15 protein-coding genes are annotated in these 21,215 nt (G+C 34.2%); 10 read left to right on the top strand and 5 right to left on the bottom strand.

Annotated elements, in window-relative coordinates; translation table 11 throughout:
- Positions 1 to 46: 46 nt before the first annotated feature.
- Positions 47 to 517 carry a DUF2975 domain-containing protein gene (locus ACIQZG_RS22985; protein WP_402758247.1) on the bottom strand — a complete coding sequence of 157 codons (471 nt, stop codon included), beginning with the start codon at positions 515 to 517 and terminating at the stop codon, positions 47 to 49.
- 525 nt (positions 518 to 1,042) lie between these two features.
- On the opposite strand from ACIQZG_RS22985, the gene ACIQZG_RS22980 reads away from it, so the two are divergent.
- The 4 genes from ACIQZG_RS22980 (at position 1,043) to ACIQZG_RS22970 (ending at position 4,690) form a co-directional block, all read left to right on the top strand.
- Entirely contained in the window at positions 1,043 to 1,699 is a 657-nt protein-coding gene (locus tag ACIQZG_RS22980; protein WP_402758245.1) for a M48 family metallopeptidase, read from the top strand.
- 86 nt (positions 1,700 to 1,785) lie between these two features.
- On the top strand, positions 1,786 to 2,439 hold the full coding sequence (locus tag ACIQZG_RS22975; RefSeq protein ID WP_402758243.1) for an ankyrin repeat domain-containing protein: 654 nt from the start codon (positions 1,786 to 1,788) through the stop codon (positions 2,437 to 2,439).
- A gap of 109 nt (positions 2,440 to 2,548) precedes the next feature.
- Positions 2,549 to 2,746, top strand: coding sequence for an RDD family protein (locus ACIQZG_RS24580; protein ID WP_483869798.1), 198 nt, complete (start codon positions 2,549 to 2,551; stop codon positions 2,744 to 2,746).
- A 1,149-nt stretch (positions 2,747 to 3,895) separates the two neighbouring features.
- Entirely contained in the window at positions 3,896 to 4,690 is a 795-nt protein-coding gene (locus tag ACIQZG_RS22970; RefSeq protein ID WP_402758241.1) for an AraC family transcriptional regulator, read from the top strand.
- Between the two features lie 50 nt (positions 4,691 to 4,740).
- On the opposite strand, the gene ACIQZG_RS22965 is transcribed toward ACIQZG_RS22970, so the two are convergent.
- From ACIQZG_RS22965 to ACIQZG_RS22950, 4 genes are all read right to left on the bottom strand, one after another.
- Entirely contained in the window at positions 4,741 to 5,772 is a 1,032-nt protein-coding gene (locus ACIQZG_RS22965; RefSeq protein ID WP_402758239.1) for an ABC transporter substrate-binding protein, read from the bottom strand.
- A 20-nt stretch (positions 5,773 to 5,792) separates the two neighbouring features.
- Positions 5,793 to 6,563, bottom strand: a complete 771-nt coding sequence (locus ACIQZG_RS22960) for an ABC transporter ATP-binding protein (RefSeq protein WP_402758237.1) — start codon at positions 6,561 to 6,563, stop codon at positions 5,793 to 5,795.
- A gap of 20 nt (positions 6,564 to 6,583) precedes the next feature.
- On the bottom strand, positions 6,584 to 7,618 hold the full coding sequence (locus ACIQZG_RS22955; protein WP_402758235.1) for a FecCD family ABC transporter permease: 1,035 nt from the start codon (positions 7,616 to 7,618) through the stop codon (positions 6,584 to 6,586).
- 353 nt (positions 7,619 to 7,971) lie between these two features.
- Entirely contained in the window at positions 7,972 to 8,106 is a 135-nt protein-coding gene (locus tag ACIQZG_RS22950; protein ID WP_402758233.1) for a hypothetical protein, read from the bottom strand.
- A gap of 697 nt (positions 8,107 to 8,803) precedes the next feature.
- Between ACIQZG_RS22950 and ACIQZG_RS22945 the strand changes: the two genes are divergently transcribed.
- From ACIQZG_RS22945 to ACIQZG_RS22920, 6 genes are read left to right on the top strand one after another with little or no spacing between them, the layout of a single operon-like run.
- Entirely contained in the window at positions 8,804 to 9,592 is a 789-nt protein-coding gene (locus ACIQZG_RS22945) for a 2,3-dihydro-2,3-dihydroxybenzoate dehydrogenase (protein ID WP_402758231.1), read from the top strand.
- 39 nt (positions 9,593 to 9,631) lie between these two features.
- Positions 9,632 to 10,828 carry an isochorismate synthase DhbC gene (gene dhbC / locus ACIQZG_RS22940; RefSeq protein WP_402758229.1) on the top strand — a complete coding sequence of 399 codons (1,197 nt, stop codon included), beginning with the start codon at positions 9,632 to 9,634 and terminating at the stop codon, positions 10,826 to 10,828.
- Between the two features lie 15 nt (positions 10,829 to 10,843).
- Positions 10,844 to 12,472 (top strand): (2,3-dihydroxybenzoyl)adenylate synthase, encoded by a 1,629-nt coding sequence (locus ACIQZG_RS22935; RefSeq protein WP_402758227.1) that lies wholly within the window; start codon positions 10,844 to 10,846, stop codon positions 12,470 to 12,472.
- Between the two features lie 19 nt (positions 12,473 to 12,491).
- Positions 12,492 to 13,385 (top strand): isochorismatase family protein, encoded by an 894-nt coding sequence (locus ACIQZG_RS22930; protein ID WP_402758225.1) that lies wholly within the window; start codon positions 12,492 to 12,494, stop codon positions 13,383 to 13,385.
- A 17-nt stretch (positions 13,386 to 13,402) separates the two neighbouring features.
- Positions 13,403 to 20,566: an amino acid adenylation domain-containing protein gene (locus tag ACIQZG_RS22925; protein WP_402758224.1), complete on the top strand. Its 7,164-nt coding sequence runs from the start codon at positions 13,403 to 13,405 to the stop codon at positions 20,564 to 20,566.
- A gap of 21 nt (positions 20,567 to 20,587) precedes the next feature.
- On the top strand, positions 20,588 to 20,785 hold the full coding sequence (locus ACIQZG_RS22920; protein WP_402758222.1) for an MbtH family protein: 198 nt from the start codon (positions 20,588 to 20,590) through the stop codon (positions 20,783 to 20,785).
- Positions 20,786 to 21,215 lie beyond the last annotated feature (430 nt).

Genomic DNA, 21,215 nt, shown 5'->3' with positions numbered 1-21,215 from the left:
CATAGTTCAGTAGGGAAAGTAGTTATTATACTTGCAAAATAAACACCTACATTTTTTCTTGGATATTTTTTATGGGCTTTTGAAGTACGTCTATAATGGCAGCGATGATAGCTGTTACTAAAATCCCTATAAGACCAAGTGCTATCGGACCTGCTGCGTCTTCACCCGTGAACATAGCAAAAACCCTTAAGTAAACTATTAAAAACAAAATGAAGAAAATAATTGTAAAAGCGCATTTTTTTATAACCTTCAAGGATTTAAGGGATACCTCAGAAAAAGCATTGTTTATATTGATATAACTCAATAGTTTATATGCTTGATACAACGCAACAGAAAACGTAATGCATACTCCATACGCACATACTAACAATGGATATATCGAGTAATCTCCTGGACGCACTTTCGCATCTCGTATAGCTGCTTGAGGTAACCAATATATACACACAGCAAGTACCGCAATTCCAATAAGAAAAGCAACGAACTTTAAGAATAAAGTTGAACTTAGTTTAACATTCATTTGAAGCACCTCACTGATTTAATACGATATTAGTCTATTTATTATCGTTTATCAATATATTTATTTCGTTTTTTTATATTATAATTGTTATTCAAATAATTATTTAATAATCAGGTGGAAATCGTACTTCAGTTATTGTAAGTTTTATCATGAAGTAATTGAACAATAGGGCGCGTTTGTTTAATAAACGTCTCTGTTCTTATTCAATTAACAGGGGATTTAGTTGAACAAGATAGCCAAACCAGAAGCAGCAAACTTTGAGAAAACAGCCTTTTTACTCCACTCACAAGAAAGAACATAATCATCTTTAATTTTCTGTGGTGTAGCGTTGATTTTACGCGATATGGAAGGCTAACGGGGCAGCAGAGATCAAGGTGAAATTAACATTGGCAACATAGGAAGAAATTAATATCCTACATTAAATTTTGATGGTTGGATATTCATATTTTGGAATAAATATTTACTGTTCAATAGGATCTATCAAAGATATAATCTCCTTAACTTTGTTTTAGGAGATACATAAAAATGAATGAATATATGATTTTACCAAAAGACTTGATTCATAAAAATGAAAAGAGATATTTTTGGCTTGTGCTTGTAATTAGTATTTTAACTTATATTGTCTTGGTCGTGTCGATTGTCGGGATTCTCATTTTGCTCGGTATAGCCATAATTTCGCTATTCCTCAATGCCTTGATGATTGGGAACATTCGGACAAATGCTGTTAGATTGAGTACAACGCAGTTTCCTAAGGTTTATACAACAGCAGAGGAATTATGTGAAAAAATGGGGATCACTAAAGTTCCGGACATTTATGTTATGGAGTCTAGCGGTATGCTAAATGCATTTGCAACCCGTTTTTTCGGACGTAATATGGTAGTTATCTACGCCGAGATTTTTGAACTTATTAATACTAATAATGAGGATGAGTTAAACTTTATCCTTGCCCATGAACTTGCCCATATAAAGCGGAAACATTTGTCTAAACAAATGTTAATTTTACCTGCTATGTGGATACCGGGAATCGCAGAACTTTATCTACGCGCCTGTGAGTATACTTGTGATCGATATGCTGCCTATTATACAGGAAATAATGAGGCAGCAAAAAATAGCCTAACCATGTTGCAGTTGGGAAAAATCTTTATTTACATGTCAACAAGGTTGAATATATTGAGCAATTAAACAATGAAAAAGGGTTCTTTGTCTGGCTAAGTGAGGTTTTATCTACCCATCCGCCACTTCCAAAACGAATAAACGAGATCAGCCGGGTGTATGGAGAAACAGACCAGGGATTCATTCTTCTTAAAAAATCAAAAGCAGTATGGGTTTTTGGCATTGGATCATTGGTTTCATTGTTGGTGTTGTCAGGTGGATCTTACTATCTTGTAAGAGAGGTCCTCTTGTATGATCCGATGGAAGAGTTTGAAGAATACGCAGAAGTTGAAGAGGAAATTCCGTCCTTTATCGCCGCAGTGGCAAATGATGATTTTGATAAGGTAAATCAGTTGATTGAAAAAGGCGAAGACGTATATCAGGAAGATTTTTATGGGAATACGGCATTAGATTGGGCTATTAAGGGCGGTAACCCCCAAATGGTTGATTTGTTGCTAGACTCAGGTGCAGATTCGAATTATGAAAACAGTTATGGAAATACGGCATTAATGACGGCAGCTGAAATAGGGGATCCGAATATGGTAAGACTTCTTGTTGAAAATGGAGGGGATCTCAATTACCAAGACGCCAGTGGAATGACAGCTTTATTTTCTGCGGTATACAGTTCTGATTTGGAAACTGTCAAGGTACTCCTCAATCTAGGGGCTGATCCTAGCATAAAAGATATTGAAAGTATGACCGCATCTATGGTAGCCATCCAGTCGGACGAACGAGAAATAGCAGAACTTCTGAAAAAATATAACAAATAGTTCTTATGGAGAAAAGCAACATGCGAAGACTTGCTGGTTCGGACGTTTTACATTACCAAGTTACCCCTGTTATTTGGTCAGGGTATAAAGTTGGGGGAAATTAACTAGAATTCGTAATGCTAAAGTGAATGGTGACAATTTAGGCATAGGTACGATGCTGCTGTGTACTCTTTTAGCTGAAATTATTGATATTGTAACTCTTGGCATAGGAATGATTGTGAGTACATTCATGGTTGGATTTCGAAGTGATAAAAGGACCCTTCACGATTTGATTGCTGGAACTTATGTAATTTATAATCATAATTAATGAAAAACTTATCAATATTTAATTGATTAAAGACAGGTCACAGTGCCTGTCTTTTTTGTTAGTTTCATAATACATAAATTAATAAATAGGTCTTTTTGTGTATGAGTGTAGCTCACTTAGTCAAAGTTTTCTATTGTACAATTAAGGGAAATCAAGTTTTATTAAGCTAACCGGGGCTTTAGTTGAACTACACAAGGGGAATTGATCGAAAAAACTCCGATTTAATAAATATTTTCCAAAATCAAGTTTTGCATTTGTTATTAAATAAGGATTGAATTGAAATTTTTTTATCAAACTGTATTCTAAACAAACAGTAGAATTTAAAATTTGAAGTTAATCTAAAAGCAGCTTGTGAGCAAAATTCACAAGCTGTTTTTAGTTTTCTTATACTGACTAAAAATCTCGTTGGCGGTGAGCACCTAGCAAAAAGGTGAAATACATCAATTCTGTGAGATTTAACAAAGATGAACGTAAGTGAACCGCTGAAGAAGTATTGAACAACTGAATAAAATTTTAATACTTAAAAGATCAAGCAGAGGGCGCTTTTTTCATAATCCCACGTCTGTAGAGAAAAAAGCCGACAGCAAGAAAAGGCCGCGACATGCCGAAGAAAACCGTTTCGTCTTCTCGCTATTTCATCATGGTGAACTTACCAATCTCTCAAAGTATTCCATGAAGAAAAAAATTTCAGGATGGCGAGCTTCTTTGCGAGTAGCCTGTTTTCAGCCAGAAAAGAGTGGCTGAATTTACGGTTACTCGTTGCGGCTTGCTATCTATTATTCATAAATATCTAAAATTTGCGTTCAGTGGTTTACGTGATTGCTTTAATAGCAGTGGTTTCAGGTCTTTTTTAATAAAAATAGCAAAGGGCGATGTTTTCGCCGATTACTACTTCCTTTTTCACTTTATTAATAGAATGACATCCTGTGATGTCATTCTACATTTTAACTATTACATAATAAAAAAATTAGTGTGTGGAAAACTTTTCTGGTCTTCGCAAGTGTAAATCGAAAAGAAGTTGTATGTCGCAAATGTTGTATATATGTAGAATAGCATGGACCAGTTCTTTATATCTACTTGAAAATGATTATCATTTATTGCTATAATAATATTATATTGATATGAATAAATATACATAGGAGGGATTTAATGGCTAATAACAATCATATTAACATGTTGTTTCATGCCTATCAGTCGGGCAGTTTAATTGTTCATAGTACTATTGCAGTTAATATTAACGCGGCAAAATCTTTGAACTATCAAACAATGACTTCAGCCCTTATGTTCCCTATTAAAGGTGAAGCAACAATTCAATTGGATAACCAATCTTTATTGGCCAAACCTGGAAAAATGATTTATATTCCCTATGCTACAAATATTAAAATATCTGTTTTAAGCAAAGAAAATTTCTCTTATATTAATATTTTCCATCAATTAATAAAAAGGCCCTTATTTGAAATGGAAATTTCGAACATTTTTGATGAAGCTTATAAACTGCTAATAGAACTTGTCAGACTTAGCAAATCAACTGAATCAAAAAAACTTTTGCAAGAAAACATACAAACAGAAAAATTATTCACACTTTTACAAAGTCAAAAAAAGGATTTACCAATTTGCGATTATACTATCGTAAAAGACTTAATTCATTACATTAATAATCACTACCATGAAGATTTTAATTTAGAAAAACTAGCAACCTTAGCAAATGTGGAAAAATCTAAAATTTCTTATTTGTTTAAAAAATACACCGATAAACGACCGATTAATTACTTAATTGATTATCGATTAAAAATAGCTCTGGAGCTATTAGAAACTACGGATCTATTAATTTGTGAAATAGCTGAAAGAGTTGGTTATAAAGATCATTTTTATTTCAGCAGGCTTTTTAAAAAACATATTGGTATTTGCCCCTCTGCAGTCAGACTACGCAGCCCCAACAGATAAGATAGGGAAGGTTCAAAGCGGCTTTGAACCTTCCCATAAACTCTTACTTCTTATTTCCCATAAAGTTCATTACTTAGCGTCTCTACTATATCAAAAATACGTACACCATAATCCATAAAGTCATCATATGTTGTCTCATAAATATGGCCTTCGCTAATGGCACTAACATCCTTAATTAACGGTTCAGATAAAAGTGTTTCAATAGCTTTTGAATCGTATTCAATGTTACGGTCTGCAGTTATATAAAGAATCACATCTGGATTAGTACTAATTAACGACTCATAGTTCAATCCACCATTACTGCCTTCCATGGCCGACTCAAGATTTATTACTTCTATTGCATCTTTCTGCAATCCTTGTGAAGTAATAAAGTTTGAAAATGTTCCTGCACTTGTATCAAAACGAGCCATCGCTAAGATCGTTAATTTTTCATCTGTTTTATTTTCTTTTATTTTTTTAACTATTTTGTCATAGCGAGCTTGTAATTCAGCTGCATACTCTTCAGCTCTATCATTCACATCAAAAATTTTCCCTAATGTTAATACATCATCAATGACTGATGTTAATTTTGGATTTTGGTTAATATGACTTGCCGATTGAGAATAAACATTTATTTCAAATTGATTTAAAGTAGCGATTGAACCAATATTTTCATCATTAAACATTACTGAGCGTCCGACAACTATATCTGGCTCTATGCCGACTACTGTCTCTCGTGAAACGGTCTTTTTATCTCCTAAATTATGAAGTTTGGCAATGGTTTCAGCATGTTTTCCTTTTACTTCATTATCAGGATTTAAAATTCCAACAATTTTATCTTCCAACCCTAACTCAAGTAATAGTTCAATTGATGAAGGATTGTTTGTCACTATACGCTCTGGTGCTTTTTCAAAAGTTTGTGTATATGTATTACCCTGAGCGTCATAAATTTCAATTTCTAAAGGATACGCGGTACGATTAGAGTTTTTCTCTTCATTAGTGTCTTCTTTGCTGTTTACTTTCTCTGTTGATTCTTGATTGCATGCAACTAATAATAAAGCTGATACAATAACTGTGATAAATAGCAATAATCCTTTTTTCATAATAAGCCTCCTGAAATACTTTATATTGTTGGTTTGTAATAGCTAATACAAATATTTTCGGTATATGGATCTTGAAAAACTTCACAATCAACTTCATATATATCTTTAATAATTTCTTTTGTTATCACTTCCTTAGGGGTGCCATGACAAACAATTTGTCCCTTTTTAAGAAAGTAAATATAATCGCAAAATTGCGCTGCCATAGAAATATCATGTAATGCTGATAATACATTAATATTTAAATTCTTAATAATATTCAAAATTTCCAGTTGATATTTGATATCTAAATGATTGCTTGGTTCATCAAGAATCATCAAAGACGGATTTTGCGCAACTGCCCTCGCTAATGCCACTCTCTGTTTTTCACCGCCGGATAATTGGAGTACCTTTCGATTTCTATATTCCAGTAGTCCTGTTTTTCTTAATGCATTTTCTACAATTACAAGATCTTTGCTACTTTCCTTTTCCATCAGTTTCAAATGGGGGGTTCTTCCCATCATAACAACCTCTTCAACGTTAAAATCAAAGCTGTTACTTTGAAACTGTGATACAACCGACATATTTTGCGCAATTGTTTTCACTGGTATCTTATCAATTGATAAATCATCTAAATTAATTGTTCCTTGAGACGGTCGTAGTACGCGATAAATAGCTTTTAATAATGTCGACTTGCCACTACCATTGGGACCGAGAAGGGCAACAAAAGAATGGTTGAAAACACTCAAATCAATTCCGTTAATAATTTTCTTCGTTCCAATATCGATTTCTATATCTTCTAATTGCAAATCCATAAATACTCTCCTTATTCGTTTTAGAAATTGTAATTTTTGCGAATCATAATATAGGCAAAAAAGGGTGCACCAACTAAAGCGGTAAAGATGCCGATCGGTAATTCAACGTTTTCGATAATCGTTCTTGCAATTGCATCAACCCCCATTAAGAAAATTGCACCAAGTAACATGGATACGGTAATGAGACTTCGATGATTTGCCCCAGTCAAAGCCCTTGCAATATGTGGAATAATCAAGCCAACAAAGCCTATAATGCCGCATGTTGAGACTAAAATTCCCGTCAGAAGAGCCACAATGATGATATATAATTTTCGATAAAAATGAATATTAATCCCCAAGGTGATAGCCGTTTCATCCCCTTGTAGCATTGCATTTAACGGACGATATTGTGTTAAAAAGAAAATAGAACAAATGAGTGTGACAAGAAAGGGGATAAGTAAACTTTCCCACTTTGAACTGGACAGGGAACCCATCGTCCAATAAGTAATTCGTGTAATCGTACTTTCTGTGCCTGAGATAGCAATAATAAAATTTGCTGCTGCTGAACAAGCAGCACTAATAATCGTTCCGGATAAAATCAATTTCGTTGTCGTCATCTTACTTTTATAAGCAGCCAAAAAAAGCACAGCACTAGCTGCAGCAAGCGCACCTAAAAAGGCTATAATCGATAAGCCCACTCCACTCAAAATTCCAGCTGTTGTACCGCCTAAAATAATGAAAATCGTAGCACCAAGATAACCTCCTGAGGAAATTCCTAATAGAAACGGATCTGCAAGTGGGTTTTGCACGATTGCTTGCATTACAACTCCACATAAAGCTAAGCCGGCTCCAATCACAAGGCCCATCATGACTCTTGGTAACCTAATTTTTAAAATAATACCTGAATAAGTTGGATTTACATTTGAATCTAAAAATAATACTTTATCTATTAAAATCGTATATGTTTCAAGTATGGGTATTTTCATTGTGCCAACACTCACACATACTCCAATAGTCAAAATCAATATCATTGATAGACTAGTTATTAATAGAGGAAGTCTTAGTTTCCTTTTCATCTTGAAGACTCCTTTGTTGCTTGAAAGCTGAACAAACTAAAATGCTATTTTCAACTTCGACATTTTCTTCTGTTTGTTTATCAAAAAGTTTTTGATTTCGATGATGAAAAATCTCATTATAGAAAGAAATCATTCCACTATCTTTTGTATCTAATTGAATGAATTGCTTTATTAACAGCATTAAATGCATCTTAGCATGTCCCTATGCACTTTTTAATCAACCACTTCGTTAACAGCCATATAATTTTTTCCGCTAGTAACATTTATTCCTTTAGCATCTTAATTGAATTCACTGTTCAGATTTAGAAGTAGCTTTGTGATTTCCGTATGAAGGAGGCATTCTACTGAACTATTTAATAGTTGTGTACCTGTGCTTCATATCCATTTAAAGTATCTTTTCTTTTTGCAAGATACCCTTTCTTGGCGATTGGTTCCAGTTCATTTTTCCAATCAACTGCTGTGTGACCACCTCCTGAAATAATAACCATTTAATCCATAATTTTTAAGAGAGATGAATATTACCAGATTCTGTTTTTATACCAAAATGCCTCCTTTATTCTAAAGATTTCATTCACCTTTTCTTCTAAAATGACTTCTGGATTAAAGGTTAATGCTTTTTCTGTCATCTGTTGGATTAATTGTTCTCTTAAAATTAAGAATCATGAATCCTACAGTACAAATCACATTCACTAGATAGATATGTACGTTTTAGGCTAGCTGATTTTGATATTCTATAATCTATGTTTTCATTTCATGTAACTAACTATGAAAAGAAGAGAGTAGCACGATAAGCTCACCTATAATTACACCTTTTCTCATTTCCGTCTAAAAAAATTCAATACATGAATGAGTCTAACCAGCTCAATTCTTTGGAAATGATAATTATTATCATTACGGGGATAACCTTAGCAAAGTTTTAGCGCTATTGGAATGGATGGTAATCTACACATGGACAATAATTAAAAAAGATAAAAAATTATCGTCTATAGAAAAATTTAAGCCATTGACTTTTAATTGAGAATGATTATTATTATTAATTAGTGATTGGTTTTTTCCTGATAATGGTTAATTGTGTTATATAGAGCACCAATAAATTCCTTTAATAAAATTGGTTTATACATAATTTCATTAGTGGATTATTACCAATTTTGTGATTCAACCACAATTGAAAGGAGGTGATAATTAGTGGATATGCAAGATATGAAAGGGAAAGTAGCTTTAGTTACAGGGGCAGCTAATGGGATTGGAGAATCTATAGCCCGTGCCTTACTAGAGAGCGGAGCAATAGTAGTAGCCGTTGATAGTAATCGTGAAAAGCTAGAAATGGTTATAGATGAATTAAAGCAAATGAGCTATCAAATTTTTGGTTATATTGAAGATGTAAGTAATGGTAATAGGATTGAAACTTTGGTTGAACGTATTGAGAAAGAGATTGGACCAGTGGAATTTTTAATAAATGTTGCAGGGGTTTTACAAATGGGATTGATTACTTCTATTACCGATCAAGAGTGGGAAAGAACTTTTTTAGTTAATACAACAGGAGTTTTTAACTTGTGTCGTTCTGTGAGTAAAAGAATGATTACTAGAAAGAAAGGTTCAATTGTGACTATTTCTTCAAATGCAGGAAGTATCCCTAGAATGTCTATGGCAGCTTATTCTGCTTCAAAAGCAGCTACAATTATGTTTATGAAGTGCCTAGCCTTAGAATTAGCACAATATAATATTCGTTGTAACATCGTATCACCTGGTTCCACAGATACTGAAATGCAACGTATATTTTCAGAGAATGGTAAAGGAAAAGAAAGAGTTATTCAAGGAGAGCTTGAAAAATATAGAATAGGAATTCCTTTGAAAAAAATTGCTAAAACATCTGATATATCAGGTGCGGTAATGTTTCTATTATCAAATAAAGCAGGTCACATTACGATGAATAATCTATGTATTGATGGTGGAGCGACATTAGGTGTGCAGTAATAGATACTATAAATAATTTAAATTGAGGTGAAAAAGTACATGATACAAACAACTAAATGTATTAAAGAAAAAGATTTACTAAAAAAATATGAGGTTGGGGATTTCTTTTTAGCCTCACCAAATCAAACGATCCTGGGAAAAGGTCAATATGCTTTTATTCATGAGAATGTACAAAATGGTAACTTTCCTGAACATGTACGAGCATTATTAAATGAAGCAAAGCAAGATGGAGTAGAAAATCCTATTGCAGTGGGAGCAATTCCATTTGATTATAGAAAACCAATAAAACTTATTATTCCAAAACAAACTATAGTGACATCAAAGTATGAAAGAAATGATGAATTAAGACATAAAGAGGATGCTGTTACATATGAATTTAAGTTCATACCTGAACCTTCTGAGTACATGCATGGTGTTAAAAAAGGAATAAAGAAAATATCTAGCGGTCAATTGGACAAAATTGTGGTTGGTCGCATTTTAGAGCTTACATCCAGTTCGAAGGTGAACGTTAGCAATATTTTACGTAATTTATCAAAGCATAATACTCTAGGATATACATTTGCAGCTGATATAACCGAACAAACTATGCATGAAAAAAATGAATTAATGAAAAAAACAATAATTGGAGCAAGTCCAGAACTTCTTGTTTCTAAAAAGGGAGATCACATTTTTGCTAACCCTTTAGCAGGATCAAGACCCCGTAGTAAGGACCCGATTGAAGACGAAAGAAGAGCCAAAGAACTATTAGAGTCCCAAAAGGATTTGTCGGAACATGCAGTTGTTGTCAAGGCAGTAAAAAAATCTTTGGAAGCAATGTGTAAGTCTTTGATTGTTCCTGAAAAACCTTCGCTAATTCAAACAGAAGCAATGTGGCATCTTTCAACGGAAATAACAGGGGAATTAAAAGATACATCTATCTCATCATTAACATTGGCGAAAATAATGCATCCTACTCCTGCGGTATGCGGTTCACCTACTGAAAAAGCTAGGGAAGAAATTTGTGAAATAGAACCATTTGATCGCGAATACTTTACAGGAATAATTGGATGGTGTGACCAGAATGGTGATGGTGAATGGGTTGTAACAATTCGTTGTGCAGAAGTACAGGATAATACTTTACGTTTATTTGCTGGAGCGGGGATTATGTCCGATTCAAAACCAGAAGATGAATTGGCCGAAACATCTGCTAAATTCCGCACAATGTTATCCGCAATGAATTTAAATAATTATTTATAAAGGAAGTGCAAAAAAATGCTTCAAGGATGCAAGCCTTGGCCTGAAGAGTTTGTGAAAATGTATCAGGATCATGACTGTTGGAGAGGCGAAACCTTCGGCAGAATGCTTAGTGAAAGAGCCAATTTATATGGTGATCGAATCGCAATAACAAATAGTGACATTAGCATTACTTATAAAGAACTAGATGACAATGTTAATTGTTTAGCTAATGGCTTTTTAAAGATGGGAATTAAAAAGAATGACCGTGTAGTCGTTCAATTACCTAATATTACAGAATTTTTCGATATCTGTTTCGCTTTATTCCGAATTGGTGCTTTACCGGTATTTTCTCTTCCTTTACATCGAAGCAGTGAAATAACATATTTTTGTGAATTTACGGAAGCAAGTGCTTATATAATTCCAGATTATCATGCAGGATTTGACTATAGAGCCTTAGCTAGGGAAGTTCAAAGTAAAGTTCCAAACTTAAAATCAATAATTGTTGTCGGTGAATCAGAAGAGTTTGTTTCTATATATGATTTATACAAAGAATCAACTAAAGCATTTTTTCCAGAAGTTAGACCAAATGATATTGCTTTTCTTCAATTATCAGGAGGAAGTACGGGATTATCTAAATTAATTCCTAGAACGCATGATGACTATATTTATAGTTTACGAAGAAGTGCAGAAATATGCTTGCTGAATCAGGACAGTACTTATTTAGCAGTTTTGCCTATAGCTCATAATTTTCCGATGAGCTCACCGGGTGTTTTTGGAACATTGTATGCAGGAGGAAAAGTTGTACTTACTTCTGGAGCGAGCCCTGACGAAGCATTTCCGTTAATTGAAAAAGAACGGGTAACGATTACAGCTTTAGTGCCACCATTGGCTTTAATATGGTTAGATTCAAAAGCGACACGTTCATTTGACTTATCTAGCTTGGAAGTATTACAAGTTGGTGGAGCGAAGTTCAGTGCTGAGGCAGCTAAGCGGGTACGTCCTACCTTTAATTGTACTTTACAACAGGTTTTTGGAATGGCAGAAGGCTTAGTTAATTATACGAAACTTGATGATTCAGAAGAAAATATTGTGCATACCCAAGGAAAACCGATGTCACCTTTTGATGAAATTCGTATTGTTGATGAAAATGATTTTGATATTGCGACCGGAGAAGTAGGACATCTGTTGACAAGAGGCCCCTATACAATTAGAGGTTACTATAATGCGAATGACCATAATAAGAAAGCATTTACGTCTGACGGTTTTTATCGTACAGGTGATCTAGTACGAATGACGGAGTCAGGATACATTATTGTAGAAGGGCGAGAGAAAGATCAAATTAATCGTGGAGGAGAAAAAATTGCTGCAGAAGAAGTAGAAAATCATCTTTTAAGCCACCATGCAGTACACGATGCTACCTTGGTATCAATGCCAGATGAATTCCTTGGAGAACGTTCTTGTGCTTTCATTATAAAAAGAGACAATGAAATAACATCTGCTGAATTGAAAAAGTATTTAAAAGAAAAAGGACTAGCTTTATATAAAATACCTGATCGAATTGAGTTCGTAGATTGCTTTCCTAAAACGACTTTAGGCAAAGTTAATAAAAAAGCACTCAGAGAATTAATCTTAGAAAAAGTAAAAACTAGAATAAAAAATAATTAAAAGTTGAAGGAGGGATTCGATGGCTATTCCAGCTATCCATCCATATAAAATGCCAGGAACAAATGATTTACCAGAAAAAAAAGTGAATTGGAAATTAGATAGAAACCGTGCTGTTCTGCTTATTCATGATATGCAACAATATTTTTTAAATCCATTCGTCCCAAACGAATCACCTTTTGTGGAACTAATTGATAATATCAAACAAATAAAGAAAAAATGTGAAGAATTACAAATACCGATAGTTTATACCGCACAACCAGGGGCACAAAAGAAAGAGGACAGGGCTCTTCTGACCGATTTTTGGGGACCAGGTTTAGCCGATGATGATTGTTTAACAAAAATAGTAGATGAAATAGCACCAAGTGAAACAAGTACGGTTAATACAAAATGGAGATATAGTGCATTTAAACGTTCAAATCTTTTATCGATGATGAATGAACAAGGTAGGGACCAACTGATTATTTGTGGTGTATATGCTCACATTGGATGTTTATTAACAGCTTGTGATGCTTTTATGGAAGATATTGAACCATTTTTTGTAGTAGATGCTGTTGCTGATTTTTCGTTAGATTATCACAAAATGGCAATGAATTATGTTTCAGCGCGCTGCGGTGTGGCAACTTCTACAAATTTGGTTTTACAGGAACTAGATAATGATACAGCTAAACAAATGAGTCCTACACTTACCCTTGAAGGTGTTAGAAATACCGTTGTTGAAATGATAAATATTTCACCTGCAGAAATAGATGATCACACGAATTTGGTTGATATGGGATTGGACTCCATCAGATTAATGAGTCTAGTCGAAGAATGGCGCAGTGAGTGTCCTGACATCAACTTTATGAAATTAGCTGAAAAACCAACTATTGCAAATTGGTGGGAATTACTTTCTTCTAAGCAAGAAATATCTTAAAGGGAGGAAATCAAATAATGTTGGAATGTGGGAATAAATGGTCTTTATCAAATGCTCAGGCAGGTATTTGGTTTGCTCAACAATTGGATCCAAACAACCCTGTTTTTAATACAGCAGAATATGTTGAAATAACAGGAGCAATTGATCTGCGTTATTTAATAGACGCTATACGACAAACTATTTTGGAAGCAGATACTTTGCATTTTCGATTTGATGAAAATCAAGAAGGGCCATCACAGCAATATTCTGCTCCTAATAATATTGATATTGACATGATAGATGTTAGTGGAGAACAGGATGCAAGGAAATCAGCTTTGTCCTGGATGGAACAAGATGTATCTAATCCAATAGATTTAACACGAGATTTACTTTTTAGACAAGCTATTATTAAATTAGCAGATAACCATTACTTTTGGTATCAACGAATACATCATATTGCAATAGATGCATATGGTTTCTCTTTAATTTCTCAACGAGTAGCTAATTTGTATACGAATTTCGTTACAAATAAAAAGATTGAAAGTAATCATAAATCATTTCCTTCATTTCAGCTTGTTTTGGAAGAAGAAGAACAGTATCGATTTTCTTCAACCTATAATAGAGACCGCGAGTTTTGGCTGAATAAATTTAGTGATAATCCAGAAGTTATTAGTTTAAGTGAACAAGTAGCAAATCCTCATAATTACGCTGTTCAACAAACTGGCAATCTTTCACAGACTACTGTAGAGGGATTAAAGGAAAAAGCTAAAAAATGGAGGTCTAATTGGCAAGCAGTTATCATGGCAGCTACAGCTGTTTATTTACAAAAGTTAACCGGGACAAATGATGTAATTTTGGCTGTTCCAATGATGGGGCGAATGGGATCTGTTTCTATTAATATACCATGCACAAAAGTAAATGTCTTGCCACTTCGAGTAGAAGTTAAGCCTAATATGTCCTTTGGTAACCTTGTAGAGTTAGTGACAGGAGAATTACGCCAGCTAAGTCAACATCAGAGATTTCGTCAAGAGGATTTACGTAGAGAGCTTAAAAGATATGCCGACGATCAGAAGCGCCTGTTCGGAGCCCAAATTAATATAATGCCATTTGAGTATAATTTGAATTTTGCAGGTATTTACGGCATTACTCATAAGTTAGTAACTGGTCCAGTAGAAGATTTTACAATCAATATTTATGAACAGACGACAGAATTGGCAGTGAGAATTGATTTTGAAGCAAATCCAACCATTTATAATGTGGATGAAGTAGCTAAACATTTGGAAAGATTCTTGCATTTTTTGGATATTGTTTCGAAAAGCGATCCGTCAGCTCTAATTAGTCGATTAGATTATCTTTTAGAAGTAGAAAAGGAACAAGTACTGATTGATTGGAATAAAACCGATGTGGATGTACCATTTTCAAGCTTAGCTTCACTTTTTGAAGATCAAGTTAAACAAACGCCTGATGAAATAGCAATTATATGTGAAAATAGACAGCTAAGTTATCAACAACTAAATCGTCATGCCAATCAGTTAGCGCATTTCTTGATAGATAAGGGAGTAGGACCAGAGAATTTTATTGCTTTGTCACTTCCTCGCTCAGAAGAGATGGTTATAGCAATGTTAGCTGTTCTGAAAGCGGGTGCAGCCTATGTGCCTATCGATCCGGAATTTCCAAGTGATCGAATATCTTATATGTTAGAAGATGTAATGCCTACTTATATTATAACAAGCAAAAATATAATAGATGTATTACCTGAGTATCAGGAACGTATCCTCGTATTAGATGATGATGAAATTCGAGGTCTCATAGAAGCCTTTCCAGATAATAATATAAATTGTAAATATACACCACTTCATCCGGCATATATGATTTACACATCTGGTTCTACAGGTAAGCCCAAAGGTGTTGTTTTGCCGTCACAAGGTTTAACTAACCTTTTATTATCAATGAACAATCAGTTGCAGTTGAACCATAATGACCGAATTCTTTCCGTTACAACGATTTCTTTTGATATATCTATTGTGGAACTGTTCTTACCGATAATTAACGGAGCGAGCTGTGTTATTGCTGATAAGGAGACAGTTCAAACTCCTGCCAATTTAAGTAGGATGATTGAGAAACATAACATTACCGTTATGCAAGCTACTCCGACCCTTTGGAATGCTCTTGTTAACTATGATTCAACAGCATTAAGAGGATTGAAGATTCTTACTGGGGGAGAAGCATTACCGACTCAATTAGTTGATACTTTAATAGAAATGAACTGTCAAGTTATTAATGGATATGGTCCAACAGAAACGACGATTTATTCCACTTTTTATTCAATGGATAGTAATCATAAAGGAATACCATTTATCGGTAATCCTACATGGAATACACAAGTATATGTATTAAATCGATATTTGCAACCTGTGCCACCAGGTGTAATCGGTGAGTTATATATAGGTGGTTTAGGTTTAGCACAAGGTTATTTCGGTCGCGCAGATTTAACAGCAGAGAGATTTGTAGCAAATCCATTTGGTAATCATGGAAGCAGAATGTATAGAACGGGAGATTTAGTCCGTTGGAATGAACACGGTAACCTTGATTATATTGGTAGAGCGGATCATCAAGTGAAAATTAGAGGGTTTCGTATTGAATGTGGTGAGATAGAGGAAGTTATAGCTCAATATCAAAATGTGAAACAAGTAATTGTTATTGTTAGAGAAGACCAACCTGAAGAGAAGATGATTGTAGCATATTGTGTACCAACAGATGGACATAATCTAGATGTAGCAGATTTAAGAAAATATGTAGCTTCTTCTTTACCAAACTATATGGTGCCAGCTATTTTCATGATGATCAACCAGATACCTGTCACACCGAATAAAAAAGTGGATCGAAAAGCTTTACCTAAGCCAGATATGAATTTACTAATTAGAGGGGGCTCTCCTAGAAACTTAAAGGAAGAAATTTTGCAAGAAATTTTTGTAGATGTCCTAAAAATCCGCGATATTGGCATAGATGATAATTTTTTCGAGCTAGGAGGGCATTCCTTGTTAGCTTCGCAAATCATCTTTAGAGCCAAGGAGATCTTTGACTCCGAGCTAAATATAGGTGATATATTCCGAAACCCTACCATAGCGGATTTAGCAAAAATATTAAATCAAAAAAATGTTGTTCAATTGCCAGTAACAAAACAAATAAAACCACAAGATATCCCGTTATCCTTTGCACAACGTCGCTTATGGTTTTTATATAGATTGGAAGGGCCAAGTCCTACATACAACATACCAGTAATTTCAAAAATGGATGGGAAAATTAATATTTCTGCTTTAGAAGAAGCTATTTCTGTTGTCGTGAAACGTCATGAAATTTTACGAACAATCTTTTTGGAAAAAAACGGGACAGCCTGTCAAGTTGTTTTAGAGCCTACAGAGGTAAAGCCTACTATCATTGTGTCTAATATTAACGAGGAAGAACTAGACTGCGCATTAAAATCAGCTGCTCGTTACTCTTTTGATTTAGAAAATGAACCTTCTATACGCTTCCATTTATTTAATCTTGGCTCAGACAAACATGTATTATTAATTTTACTTCATCATATAGCTGGAGATGGTTCATCTCTACCAATTTTAATGGATGAATTAGCGATAGCATACGAATCAAGTTTGTCTGACCTAACATGTAGTTTACAATCATTAAAGGTACAATATGTTGATTACGCTCTTTGGCAACAAGATTTTTTAGGGAATGAAATGGATGAAAATAGTGTAATAATAAAACAATCTCAATATTGGAAAGAGAAGTTAGTTGGTTTACCAGATGAATTATCAATTCCAACGGATTTTCCACGCCCTTTAAAGTCGAATCAAGAAGGAGAGACAATCCCCTTTAAAATTGATGAAAAATTACATCAGGAATTAGTAACTTTTGCTCGTCAAAGTAACGTAAGTTTATTCATGGTTTTACAAGCAGGGTTGGCTACTTTATTAACGAGATTAGGAGCTGGAACAGATATACCAATTGGTTCCCCAATCGCGGGACGTAACGACAAAGCTTTAGAAAACTTGGTAGGACTATTTATTAATAACTTGGTATTACGTCATGATATGTCAGGAAATCCAAATTTTTTAGAGTTAATTAAACGTGTTAGAAAAACAACTTTAGAAGCATATGATCATCAGGATATTCCTTTCGAAAAACTTGTAGAAATTGTAAAGCCAGCTCGCTCGCAAGCTCGACATCCTTTATTTCAAGTGATGTTAGTGTTACAAAATACTCCTGAAATGCAATTTCAACTATCAAATATAGAAACGAACTTACAAATATTAAATGTAGGAACTTCGAAATTTGATATGACGGTCGAATTAAATGAGGTATATGACCCTAATGGTGCCCCTAAAGGGATTAATGGATTATTGGAGTATAGTACTTCACTATTTAAAAGGAAGACAATAGAAATCTTTATTAAACGTTTAATAAAAGTATTGGAAGAAGCAATAGTAAGACCTGAATTAAATATTAATCAGTTAGATATTCTGACTCCTTCTGAACAAACAAAAATCATTAAGGAATGGAATAAAACAGCTGCTCCTGTAAAAGAGAGTTGTTTAACGACATTATTTGAAAAACAAGCAGCACGTAATCCGCATGCTAGAGCATTGTGTTATGAGAAGGAATTTATAAGTTATATTGAACTTAATAAAAGGGCTAATCAACTTGCACGTTTATTGATTAAAAAAGGGGTTGGACCTGAAGACTTTGTTGCAATAGCAATGCCAAGATCGATCGATCTAATTGTTAGTATTCTTGCTGTTTTAAAGTCTGGTGCAGCATATGTTCCAATAGATCCGGAATACCCAATTGATCGTATTGAATTTATTATGAAAGATTCGGATCCGAACTATCTTATTACGACAGAGTCAATAGCAAGTAGTAAACTGAGTGATATCCATAAGGACCTGATTATTGAAATAAATAGTTCTGAATTAGCAAACGAACTTGCTACCTTAGAGCATAATAATATTGCTGATAATGAACGTGTTCGTCCATTATTGCCCCTAAATGCTGCATATATCATCTATACCTCTGGTTCAACTGGAATTCCAAAAGGTGTAATTGTTCCGCATCAAAATGTTGTAAGGTTGTTTGCTACTACAGATCAATGGTATGGATTTAATAGTAATGATGTATGGACATTGTTCCACTCATTTGCCTTTGATTTCTCAGTTTGGGAAATATGGGGGGCATTATTGTATGGTGGGCGATTAGTGATAGTACCATATTCAATAAGTAGATCTCCTGAAGATTTCTTGAAACTAGTAGTAAATGAACAAGTAACAGTGCTAAATCAGACACCATCTGCTTTTTATCAATTTGTACAGGCAGAAAGGGAAAATCAAGAATTAGGGAAAAAATTAGTATTACGTTATGTGATTTTTGGAGGAGAAGCATTGGAGTTTGGACGTTTAGGAGAATGGTATGACCGACATCCTGAAAATTCTCCCAAACTCATTAACATGTATGGTATTACAGAAACGACTGTACATGTCAGCTATATGGAAGTAGGGAAACAACTAATATATGTTCAGGCAAGCAGTTTAATTGGAACAGGGATACAAGATCTTCAATTGTATGTTTTGGACGACTATTTAAAACCAGTTCCACCAGGAGTTATAGGAGAATTATATGTAGGTGGCAACGGATTAGCAAGAGGTTACTTAGGACGACCTGTTTTAACTGCCGAAAGGTTTATTGCTAATCCTTATGGATTAAATGGAAGTAGAATGTATAGAACCGGAGATTTAGCCCGATGGAGAGAAGATGGAACTTTAGATTACATAGGTCGTTCTGATCATCAAATTAAAATCAGAGGTTTCCGAATCGAATTAGGAGAAATCGATTCAGTATTAGCTCAACATCCCTATGTAAAGCATGCTGTATCAATTGTTCATGAAGATGAACAAGGTGATAAGAGACTGATTACTTATATTGTTTCAAGAGGAGATATGGACATTCCATTAACAGAATTGCGTGAATATATAGCGAGCAAATTACCAGATTATATGATTCCATCTGCATTTGTGAAAATGTCTGAATTACCATTAACAACAAATGGTAAATTGGATACTAAATCACTACCTAATCCGGATTTTTCGCAAATGGCGACTGATAGAATTCCGCGAACACCACAGGAAGAAATATTATGTGATGTATTTATGGATATTTTAAAATTACCGAAAATAGGTATAGATGATAACTTCTTTGATTTAGGAGGACATTCTTTATTAGCCGTTCAATTAATAAGCCGAATTAGAAGTATTTTTGGAGTAGAGTTAGGAGTTGGAGACTTTTTTGAAGCGCCGACGATTAGTGGTCTTGTTCAGAGGCTAGAAACAGGAAGCAATCAAAAAAAAGCTTTGGAAGTATTATTACCATTAAGAACTAGTGGAAATAAATCACCTCTTTTTTGTGTACATCCAGCTGGAGGACTAAGTTGGTGTTATGCCGGATTAATGACTTCGCTAAGTTCAAATTATCCTATCTATGGGCTGCAAGCAAAAAGTATTTTGGAAAAAGAAAACAAACCAAAATCTTTAGAAGAAATGGCTGCAGATTATGTTGGAAAAATGCGTATAGTACAACCTAAAGGGCCATATTATCTACTTGGCTGGTCATTAGGAGGTAATGTTATTCATGCAATGGCAGTTCACTTACAAAGTTTAGGTGAAGAAGTTGCGCTTTTAATAATGTTAGATTCGTATCCTAATCACCTGTTAACTACCAATGATAATAATAAAGAGGAGGAGGCATTAATAGCTTTACTCGCTTTAGGTGGATATGATCCTGATAATATTATGGGACAACCGTTAGATTTAGAAAATGCAATACAAATATTGCAACAAGATGGGAGTGCATTAGCGAGTCTTGATACCGAAACTATTATAAATATGAAAGATACGTATGCAAATTCTATTCAGATTCTAAGCGAGTACGTGCCAGAAGAATATGATGGCGATTTACTATTTTTTAAATCAACTATAATTCCTGATTGGTTTGATCAGATTGAACCATCGTCTTGGCAGCCTTTTATAAAAGGAAGAATTGAACAATTTGATATTGAATGTAGGCATAAGGATATGTGTCAACCCCAGCCACTATCTAAGATTGGTCTTATTATAGCAAACATATTAGAGGAAAAATATGGGGTGAAGTAGTAGAGGAAAGGAGTAAGATTAATGACAAATCCTTTTGAAGAACATGATGGTGTTTTTTTTGTATTGGCAAATAACGAAGGTCAGCATTCTCTTTGGCCAGCTTATATTAATGTACCGAGTGGTTGGGATATAGTATATGGAGAAAATAATCGTCAAGAGTGTGTAAATTATATTCAATTGAACTGGAAAGATATAAAACCAAGCAGCCTCAAAAAATAATCTTTTAGAGAAGTGATTAAATTAACTTTCAATCAAGCGAAAGTGGTTATTATTGTAAACGTCCTTGCAATGTTCATGGTTTCATTGGATAGAACAATCCTTAATATGGCACTGCCGGCAATTAGCGAAGAAATTGAAATATATAAAGTAAATTGTTCTTCTGATACCTATCAATTTGCTTTTTGTGCATATCTTTATTGTTTGATTTATTTTCGGAAGATTCCGGATATGGATTCATGAAAACAAAATAGAATATTAATGCTTCATTGAAATAGCGGTAAATGGTAAAAGGATAGTGCTGTTAATTCAAAGTGCTATCTCTTCTAAATACTTTAAAGGAGCATTCCTGTTAGAAGGATTTTCAGGGGCTTGAAATAGAGAAAGCCCTCTTGTATGATGCATGAGTGTCAACGCCTAAATTGACCCACCA

The organism is Lysinibacillus sp. NPDC096418, assembly GCF_044762775.1.
Classification (GTDB): domain Bacteria; phylum Bacillota; class Bacilli; order Bacillales_A; family Planococcaceae; genus Lysinibacillus.
This window is presented reverse-complemented; position numbering and strand designations above follow the sequence as displayed.